Annotated in this window: 10 protein-coding genes; 6 read left to right on the plus strand and 4 right to left on the minus strand. The window is 69.1% G+C overall.

Going from position 1 to position 9,059, the window contains the following annotated elements:
* Window positions 1–1,165, minus strand: a 1,165-nt coding sequence (locus tag HUU95_RS02840; protein WP_254602584.1) for a proline dehydrogenase family protein, incomplete at its 3' end; no start/stop codon positions are given.
* A gap of 23 nt (window positions 1,166–1,188) precedes the next feature.
* Window positions 1,189–1,632 carry a hypothetical protein gene (locus HUU95_RS14435; protein WP_254602585.1) on the minus strand — a complete coding sequence of 148 codons (444 nt, stop codon included), beginning with the start codon at window positions 1,630–1,632 and terminating at the stop codon, window positions 1,189–1,191.
* Window positions 1,633–1,718: 86 nt separating this feature from the next.
* On the opposite strand from HUU95_RS14435, the gene HUU95_RS02845 reads away from it, so the two are divergent.
* The 3 genes from HUU95_RS02845 (at window position 1,719) to HUU95_RS02855 (ending at window position 4,206) form a co-directional block, all read left to right on the plus strand.
* Window positions 1,719–2,177 carry a MaoC family dehydratase gene (locus HUU95_RS02845; RefSeq protein WP_174278715.1) on the plus strand — a complete coding sequence of 153 codons (459 nt, stop codon included), beginning with the start codon at window positions 1,719–1,721 and terminating at the stop codon, window positions 2,175–2,177.
* Between the two features lie 85 nt (window positions 2,178–2,262).
* A complete protein-coding gene (locus HUU95_RS02850) occupies window positions 2,263–3,438 on the plus strand; it encodes an acetyl-CoA C-acyltransferase (RefSeq protein WP_174278716.1) in 1,176 nt (391 codons plus the stop codon).
* Between the two features lie 327 nt (window positions 3,439–3,765).
* Window positions 3,766–4,206 carry a hypothetical protein gene (locus HUU95_RS02855; protein WP_174278717.1) on the plus strand — a complete coding sequence of 147 codons (441 nt, stop codon included), beginning with the start codon at window positions 3,766–3,768 and terminating at the stop codon, window positions 4,204–4,206.
* 12 nt (window positions 4,207–4,218) lie between these two features.
* Here HUU95_RS02855 and HUU95_RS02860 read toward each other — a convergent pair whose 3' ends face one another.
* Window positions 4,219–5,025, minus strand: a complete 807-nt coding sequence (locus HUU95_RS02860; protein WP_174278718.1) for a helix-turn-helix transcriptional regulator — start codon at window positions 5,023–5,025, stop codon at window positions 4,219–4,221.
* 101 nt (window positions 5,026–5,126) lie between these two features.
* Here HUU95_RS02860 and HUU95_RS14440 point away from each other — a divergent pair, with 101 nt between their 5' ends.
* Entirely contained in the window at window positions 5,127–6,155 is a 1,029-nt protein-coding gene (locus tag HUU95_RS14440; RefSeq protein WP_174278719.1) for a PEPxxWA-CTERM sorting domain-containing protein, read from the plus strand.
* 86 nt (window positions 6,156–6,241) lie between these two features.
* Window positions 6,242–6,721, plus strand: a complete 480-nt coding sequence (locus HUU95_RS02870) for a pyridoxamine 5'-phosphate oxidase family protein (RefSeq protein ID WP_174278720.1) — start codon at window positions 6,242–6,244, stop codon at window positions 6,719–6,721.
* Window positions 6,722–6,740: 19 nt separating this feature from the next.
* On the opposite strand, the gene HUU95_RS02875 is transcribed toward HUU95_RS02870, so the two are convergent.
* Window positions 6,741–7,958, minus strand: coding sequence for a polyhydroxyalkanoate depolymerase (locus HUU95_RS02875; protein ID WP_174278721.1), 1,218 nt, complete (start codon window positions 7,956–7,958; stop codon window positions 6,741–6,743).
* Window positions 7,959–8,043: 85 nt separating this feature from the next.
* On the opposite strand from HUU95_RS02875, the gene HUU95_RS02880 reads away from it, so the two are divergent.
* A partial coding sequence (locus HUU95_RS02880; RefSeq protein ID WP_254602586.1) for an ABC transporter transmembrane domain-containing protein occupies window positions 8,044–9,059 on the plus strand: 1,016 nt, incomplete at its 3' end.

Here is a 9,059-nt window from a genome sequence, read left to right on the forward strand (position 1 = left end):
GAGAGGCCCCACCCCCAACCCCTCCCGCTTGCGGGAGGGGAGCGGAAACCGCCGCCACCGTCGCCGCCAGCACCGCCCGGTCGCTCAGGTCCAGCCCCGACGAGTTCCGCCGATCCGGAAACAGGTCGCGCGGCAGCGGGATGGAGGGATGCCGCGCGCCGCCGACGCCCGCAATCCTCGCCACCGGATCGGCCAGGATGTCCGCCTCGCTCAGCGTCTCGTCCGCGAGCTGGTGCACGAAGGACGAGTTCGCCCCATTCTCCAGCAGCCGCCGCACGAGATAGGCGAGCAGGTCGCGGTGCCCGCCCACCGGGGCATAGATGCGCGTATGGTAGCCGCGCTCGCACACCAGCCGCTCGTACAGTCCCTCGCCCATGCCGTGCAGCCGCTGGAACTCGAAGTCGCGGCCGTTGCCCGCCCATTCGACGATCGTCGCGACGGTGAGCGCGTTGTGCGAGGCGAAGGCCGGGCGGATGTTGGCCGCGTCCAGCATGTCGCGCGCGACCGCGAGGTAGCTGACGTCGGTCGCCGCCTTGCGCGTGAACAGCGGATAGTCGGGGAGCCCCTCCACCTGCGTGCGCTTGATCTCGCTGTCCCAATAGGCGCCCTTGACCAGCCGGACGTTCCAGCGCTGCCCCAGCTCGCCCGCCAGCGCGTCCGCCCAGGCCACCACCGCGCGCGCGCGTTTGCTGTACGCCTGCACGGCCATGCCGAACCCGTCCCAGCCCCGAAACTGCGGCTGGCGGATCGCACCCTCGATGATGTCGAGGCTCATCTCCAGCCGCTCGCTCTCCTCGGCGTCGACGGTGAGGTGGATGCCGACCTCCTTGGCGAGATTGCACATCATCTCCAGCTTGGCCGTCAGCTCCGGCACGCAGCGGTCATATTGCGCGACCTCGTAACGCGGGTGCAGCGCCGACAGCTTGACCGATACCGAGTGCCCCTCGCCAGCATGCTTGCCGATCTGAAGGATCGCCTGCTTGTAGGACGAGAAGTAACGCGCCGCATCCTCGTCCGTCCGCGCCGCCTCGCCCAGCATGTCGAAGCTCGCGGTAAAGCCTTGGTTCTCCGATTTGCGCATCCGCGCCATCGCCTCGTCGATGGTGCGGCCCATCACGAAGATCTCGCCCATCCGCTTCATCGCCGCGCCCACCGCCTGGCGCACGAACGGCTCGCCCGCGCGCCCGATCAGCCGCTTGAGCGCGCCGCCGCCGCCGTTCCTGCCTCGCCCACCAGCGCGCGGCCGACCACCAGCCCCCAGGTGCCCGCGTTGACCAGCAGCGACGACGACTTGCCCGCGTGCGCGCGCCAATCCGCGTCGCCGATCTTGTCCGCGATCAGCAGGTCGGCGGTCTCCGGGTCGGGCACGCGCAGGAACGCCTCGGCGAGGCTCAGCAGCGCCACGCCCTCAGCCGAGTCGAGCCGGTATTCCTGCAGGAACTGGTTCACCCAGCCCCTGGCCTGCGCCGCGCGCAGGTCCGCGAGCAGGCCGGACGCGGTCCCGGTCACCCGCTCGCGCGAGTCGGGCCCGAGCGCGGCGCGCGCGAGCAGCGGCTTTAGAACATCGGGTTCGCTCGCCCGGTACAGCCGGACCAGGTCGGTACGAGCGGCGTTGGTGCGGGCTTGCGGCATGTTCGGCGTTCCGGTCGGGAGGAGGCTTGCGATGTAGGATGGCGCGCGCCAAGGAGGAGGCCCGCGCATAAGGGAGAGGCAGGGCCATGGCGACCGTCACCGTCGACGAGATGAAGAACAGCGTCGGCGAGGAACGCGTCAGCGACTGGGTCGAGGTAACGCAGGCGATGATCGACCAGTTCGCCGAGGCGACGGGCGATCACCAGTTCATCCATGTCGACCCCGTCCGCGCCGCGATGACGCCGTTCGGCGGCACGATCGCGCACGGTTTCCTCACGCTGTCGCTGCTGCCGCTGCTGTCGTCCAAGGTGCCCGACCTGCCGCAGATCGAAGGCACCAGGATGGCGGTCAATTACGGGGGCAACAAGGTCCGCTTCCTCACCCCCGTCCGTTCGGGCTCGCGGGTGCGCGGCCATTTCAAGACGCTCGCCTTCGACGAGAAGCGGCCCGGCCAGTATCAGCACCTCACCGAGTTCACCGTCGAGATCGAGGGCGCGCCCAAGCCGGCGATGATCGCGGAGTGGATCAGCCAGATCTTCGTCTGACCGGATCTTTCGTCTGGAAGGTCACACTTCCTCCCTCACCGGCGTGACTTTCCGCGTCCGCCCGGACCGACAAGGGCCTCATCTCATGCGTTCCGCCGTCATCGTCGCCACCGCCCGCACGCCGATCGGCCGCGCCTATCGCGGCGCGTTCAACGCGCTGCCCTCGCCCACGCTCGCCAGCCACGCGATCAAAGCGGCCGTCGAGCGCGCGCGCCTCGACCCGGCCGAGATCGGCGACGTGGTGCTGGGCGCCGCGCTCCAGCAGGGTGTGCAGGGCGGCAACATCGCCCGGCTGGCGGCGCTGCGCGCGGGCCTGCCGACCTCGGTCGCGGGCATGTCGATCGATCGCCAGTGCGCGTCGGGGCTGATGGCGATCGCCACCGCGGCCAAGCAGGTGATCGTCGACGGCATGGAGATCGCGGTCGGCGGCGGCGTCGAGAGCATCTCGATGGTGCAGACGCCGCAACTGCGCGTCGGCTTCGACCCGGAACTGCTGGCGATGCACGGGCACGTGTACATGCCGATGCTGCAGACCGCCGAGGTGGTGGCGACGCGCTACGGCATCGATCGCGACGCGTGCGACGCCTACGCGCTCCAGTCGCAGCAACGCACCGCCGCCGCGCAGGCCGCCGGCCGGTTCGACGACGAGATCGTGGCCGTGACCGCGACGATGGCGGTGGTCGACAAGGCGACCAAGGAGGTCAGCCACCGGGAGGTCACGCTCAGGCAGGACGAGGGCAATCGCGCGGACACGACGCTTGACGGCCTGAAGGCGCTCAAGACCGTGCTCGACGGCGGCACCGTCACCGCCGGCAACGCCTCGCAGCTCTCCGACGGCGCCGCCGCCAGCGTGGTGATGGAGGAGAAGGTCGCGGGCGCGAAGGGCCTGACCCCGCTCGGCCGCTATGTCGGGATGGCGGTGGCGGGCACCGAGCCCGACGAGATGGGCATCGGCCCGGTCTACGCCATCCCCAAGCTGCTGGAGCGCCATGGCCTGGCGATGGACGATATCGGCCTGTGGGAGCTGAACGAGGCGTTCGCGGTGCAGGTGCTGTATTGCCGCGACAAGCTGGGTATCCCCGACGAGCTGCTCAACGTCAACGGCGGCTCGATCTCGATCGGCCACCCCTATGGCATGACGGGCGCGCGCTGCACCGGCCACGCGCTGATCGAGGGCAAGCGGCGTGGGGCGAAGTACGTCGTCGTGACGATGTGCGTCGGCGGCGGCATGGGCGCGGCCGGGCTGTTCGAGGTGCTGTGAGTTGAACGGTAACGGGCAATACGCTACGTATTGATTGTCGGCGGAGTCATGGACGCCTTCTGTGGGAGCCCCGGTCGCTGCAACGGCCGGGGCTTTACCGTTCGGGGCCCGGGCTGCAACCCAGGCCCCTCCCGGTGCTAACCCTTGCGGGCTACCTCGATCACTTTCACGATCAAGGCCGCGAAGGCGCACATAGCGCCGACGAAGGCACAGGCATCAACGATCGTCATGGATCGTTCTCCTGCGAGATGACGGCAAGATTGCCGCCGCCACCCACTATGCCCGGCGGGACTGGCGCTCGCAATCGCTGCCCCCATCTTCCCTCCCATGGCTCACCGCATCCCCCCCGCCGCGCGCGCGCACATCCCGCCCGGCGCGAGCATCACCCGGGTCGAGCGCATGTCCCGCGCGTTCGTGAAGTACCATCTCGATGACGGCTCGGTGCTGCACCGCTTCACGCAGCCCGAGCCGTCGAGCGACCCGCACGACCATCCCTTCGCGATCGACATCGAGGTGCTGTCGGGCGGCTATGTCGAGGAGGTGTTCACGCGGGGCGAGGGCGGGTGGCGCGCGACGCTGGTGCACCGCGTCCCGGGCGAGACGCACCGGCTGGCGGCCGAGCACGTCCACCGCGTTGTCGAGTTGCCGACCGGCGAATGCTGGACCCGCGCCCGCTATGCCGCGTCCGAGCGCATCACCTGTTTCTGGCGCTTCGGCGACGACATCCGCCGGCGGCGCTGGAACAGCCGCCGGTGGGAACGGGTGTAAACCCGACCGGGGCTAATCCGCTCCTTCCTCTGCGATGAAGCACGCGACCGCGTGCGCGCGATTGACCGCGCCGAGCTTGCGACGTGCGTTGTCCGCGTGAAAGCGAGCCGTCGTTTCCGAGACGGACAGGATGATGCCGATCTCCCAGTCGGTCTTGCCCTGCGCGACGAACCGCAAGACGTCGCGCTCGCGCACGGTCAGCAGCGGCCTAGCCGTCGCCACCGGATAGGAGGCATCAAGCGTCAGCAGATGCTCGGCCAGCACGCCGCCCGCCATCTGCAGCGCGCGCGCGATCGTCGGATCGATGGTCACATTGTCCACGCCGACATGGACCGACGCGGTCGTGTGGTCCGCGCCATAGGCGTTCGCGCCCCAGGCTTCCCGGATCGCGGCGCCCTCGAACGCCTCCCAATAGGTGTTGAACCGCCGGTCCGAGCGCGGCGCCAGGTCGGAAAAGCGATAGCGGGTCCGGCGTTGACGGACCACGTCGAGCAGCGGATTGCAGTCGAAGCAGATATACTGGAAGCCGCTGCTCCCGATCCAACCCTCGCGCGCCTCGCGGATCAGGACGCCGCCGGCTCGCCAATGCCGCTCGCTGGTCAGCGCGCCGCTGGGCCGGCGATAACGGCGGACCTGCACGAACGTCGCACCCAGCCGCCGAGCCCGATCGCCAAAAGCGCTCGCGGCGACGACCGGATCGCCGGCGAGGAGCGCGTCTTCCACCATGTCCATCGCCATCCGCAACATCGCGTCCGCTCCGACCCCTGATTGCCTATGCCGCACGCGCAGGCGGGTGCCGAGTCCCGTCACGTGAGCCATGTCGTCCCAGATGGAGCCACCGACCCTATCCCTTTCGAGAGGTTCGCTCCCAGCCTCGACCAGTATGACGGTCGGGCAATCATTAAGAGGGAGTCAACCACGTGAAGCCTGCCACCATCGTCCGGCTCGCCGCTGCCGGCATCGGCCTTCTCGTCGCCGCGCCGGCGCTGGCGCAGTCCGCGCCGCCCTCGTTCGAGGCGTGCACCTATAACGGCAACGGCATCGCCGGCACGATCTCGCCGCGCTCGTGCGCGTCCGTCTCGTCAAGCGGGGCGGCGCCTTACGGCCAGTATTCGATCAACAGCGCCGCCATCGCCAACGGGCGCCAAGCAGATGACGCGACCCAGGGACTCGGCACCACGGCCAGCGCCGACGGCGGCTGGACCAACACGGCGGCGGCGATCTCGAACACGGGCGGCAGCGCGGTCGCGACCGGCGACCTGCGCGACGGCACATTGCACGCCTATGTCAGCAACGGCACCAACTATTTCCACGGCGGCGGCGCGAATACACGCATCAGTGACCTGTTCACCTTCAACAACACCAGCGGAGGCGACGTCACATTGACGATGGGCTATCAGTTCGACGGCCGCTTCAGCACCATCGACGATTACGGCGCCTATACCGATGGTCAGATCGATCTTCATTTCGGCGACCCCGACACCTATTACAATCGGGTGCTCTTCGCCAACAGTCGCGATTATGCGAACGGTGACGCACTGTCGCAATTCGATGCGATCAGTGGCACGTTGACCCAGCGGCTCGACGGCGGGAACGGGCACGAGGGCGATTACGCCTTCACCGGTTCGTACCGGGATGGTTTCGTCCAGGGTGCCTTCACCACCTCGCTGTTGATCCCGACCGGGGAGTCGCGCTTCGGCTTCGTCATGACGCTGTCGCTCGATTGCCGGGGTTCGGGCGCGACCTGCGACTTCGGCCATACCAGCGCGTTCGGGTTCGGCGCCTTGCCGGCGGGCCTGACCTACACGTCGCAGTCAGGCGTGTTCGGTCAGGCGCTGGCGAGCGGCGTGCCGGAGCCGGCGAGCTGGGCGACGATGATCCTGGGGCTTGGTGGCATCGGCGGCGTCCTGCGGCATCGTCGGCGCCCCGCGGCGATGCTCGCCGCCTAGGCGCAACCCCTTGGGCGCAGCTCCTACGCGCAACCAAGGTCGACCAGGGTCGTTCTCCCGCCGAAATCATCACGAGGAGCATGCCCATGGCCGACCATCAGGACAGCCCACAGGAAGTCGCCGCCAAGTTCCTGGCCGCGCTCAAGAGCAGCCCGTTCATCATGATCGGGCTGACCGACGGGCAGCATGCCGAGCCGATGAACGTCAAGACCGACGACGATCAGCCCAACACGCTGTTCGTCTTCTCCGCGCCCGACAACCGCATCGCCGCCGGCGGCGATGCGATGGCGCAGTTCGTCGGCAAGGGGCATGATTTCTTCGCCTGCCTGGCCGGCACCGTCAGCGAGGAGCGCGACCGGGCGACGTTCGACAAGCTGTGGGACAATCGCGTCGAGGCCTGGTTCCCTAACGGCAAGGCCGATGCGCGTCTCAACCGGTTCGATATCAGCTCGGCCGAGCTTTGGGAGACGGACGTATCCATCTCCGGCCGGGTGAAGATGCTGTTCGGCGGCAAGATCACGTCGTCCGAGAACTCCAGTCACGCGGTGGTGAGTTCGGTCGGCTGATCCGATCGGCGGCGAACGGTCAGCCGTTCGCCGCCATCCACTCGATCACGACGGGCGCGATGCGCTCGCGCCATTTCGAGCCGTTGAAAATCCCGTAATGGCCGGCGCCCTCGGCCATGAAATACCGCTTCCTCGCATCCGGCAGCGCGGTGGCGAGCGTCAGGGCCGCGCGGGTCTGGCCGAGGCCCGAGATGTCGTCGCGCTCGCCCTCAATTGCGAGCAGGCCGATGTCCGTGATCGCGGCGGGATCCACCTTGCGCCCGCGATGCGTCATGACGCCGCGCGGCAACGCATGCGTCTGGAACACCAGGTCGACCGTCTGCAGGTAGAATTCGGCGGTCATGTCGCAGACCGAGCGGTATTCCTCGTAGAAGTCCTTCGTCGCGTCCGCGCTCTCGCCATCGCCGCGGACCAGATGCTTGTACATCTCCCAATGGCTCTGCATGTGACTGCCGAGGTTCATCGACAGGAAGCCGGCGAGCTGCAGGAAACCCGGATAGACTTCGCGGCCCGCGCCGGGGTAGCTGAACGGCACGGTCGCGATCGCGTTATGCTGGAACCAGGCATGCGGGCGCTTGGTGGCGAGCGTATTGACCGCCGTCGGCGCCTCGCGCGTGTCGATCGGGCCGCCCATCATCGTCAGCGTGCGCGGCCGGCATGGATGCGCGTCGGCGCTCATCACCGCGGCGGCGGCGTAGCAGGGCACCGACGGCTGGCACACCGCCAGCATGTGCGCGCCGCGTCCGTCCTCGGGCCCGATCGCCTCCAGGAACGCGATCAGGTAGTCGATATAGTCGTCCAGATCGAAGCGGCCCGCCGACAGCGGCACCAGCTTGGCGTCCGCCCAGTCGGTGATGTGCACATCGGCGGCCGGCAGCATCCGCTCGACCGTGCCGCGCAACAGCGTCGCGTAATGGCCCGACATCGGCGCGACGATCAGCAGTTTCGGCCCCGTCTCGACACCCTCGCGGCGAAAGCGCAGCAGCCGCCCGAACGGTCCGTCGAGCACCACTTCCTCGGTCACCGCCACCTCGCGCCCGTCCACCGTCGTGCGGTGCAGCCCGAAGGCCGGCTTGCCGCGCGACGCGGCGGCGTGCGCGAACACCTCCAGCGCCGACGCCACCTGCCGACCGCTGCCGCCATAGACGGGATCGTTGAGCAGTTCGGCCGTCCAGCTCGCCATCGCGCCGGCGCCCGCAAACACCGCGCGCTGCCATTCATAGGTGTCGTACAGCATGGGCATCAGGTCGGCGCCAAGCCGGGCGATGTCAACCACGCCACCGGCGTTGAGGGGGGCGCCCGCGCCTGCTAGCGCGAGCGGCATGGCCGATCCCCGTCCCGCTCGCCCCCGCCGGCTCGGCTCGCTGTCGCTGGTGTGGCGGCAGGTCGCGCGCTATCCCGGGCAGCTGGCGGTGGCGATCGCGGCGCTGCTCACCACCTCGCTGAGCACCAGCGCGCTGCCCTATGCGGTGCGCTCGATGATCGATCGGGGCTTTGGTCACGGCGGCGATCCGGCGCACATCAACCGCGTCTTCACCCAGCTCGGCGGGCTGGTGATCGTGCTGGCACTGGGCACCGCATTGCGCTTCTACTTCGTCTCGTGGCTGGGCGAGCGCACGGTGGCCGACGTGCGCGAGGAGGTGCAGCGCAACCTGCTGCGGCTCGCGCCCCGCTTCTTCGAGGAGAACCGGCCGGCGGAGATCGCCTCGCGACTGACCGCCGACACCGCGCAGATCGAGATCGCGGTCGGCACCACCGTGTCCGTCGCGCTGCGCAACGCGCTGACCGGCGTGGCGAGCACCGTCACCATGTTCGTGATCGCGCCCAGGTTCGCCGGCTCGCTGCTGATCGGCATCCCCGTCGTCATGCTGCCCCTCGTCCTGCTCGGCCGGCGCGTGCGCGGCTTCTCGCGGTCCAGCCAGGATCGGATCGCGGACATTGGCGCGCTGGCGGTGGAGACGCTGGGCGCGATGAAGGTGGTGCAGGCGTTCGGTCAGGAGGCGCGCGAGGGCGAACGGTTCACCGCCGCCGTCGAGCGCGGGTTCGGTGCCGCCAAGCGCCGCATCCGGGTCCGCGCGCTGATGACCGCGCTGGTCATCCTGCTGCTGTTCGGCGCGATCACCGCGCTGCTCTGGTCCACCGTCTCCGACGTCGCGCACGGGCAGCTGTCGGGCGGGTCGCTGACCGGCTTCCTTGTCGCGGCGACGCTGGCGGCCGGCTCGTTCGCGTCGTTGAGCGAGGTCTATGGCGACCTGCTGCGCGCGGCGGGCGCGGCGGAGCGGCTGAACGAGCTGCTGGCGGAGGTGCCGGACATCGCGCCCCCCGCGCAACCGGCGGC

This window comes from Sphingomonas bacterium, assembly GCF_903643065.1.
In the GTDB taxonomy this organism is placed as follows: Bacteria; Pseudomonadota; Alphaproteobacteria; order Sphingomonadales; family Sphingomonadaceae; genus Sphingomonas.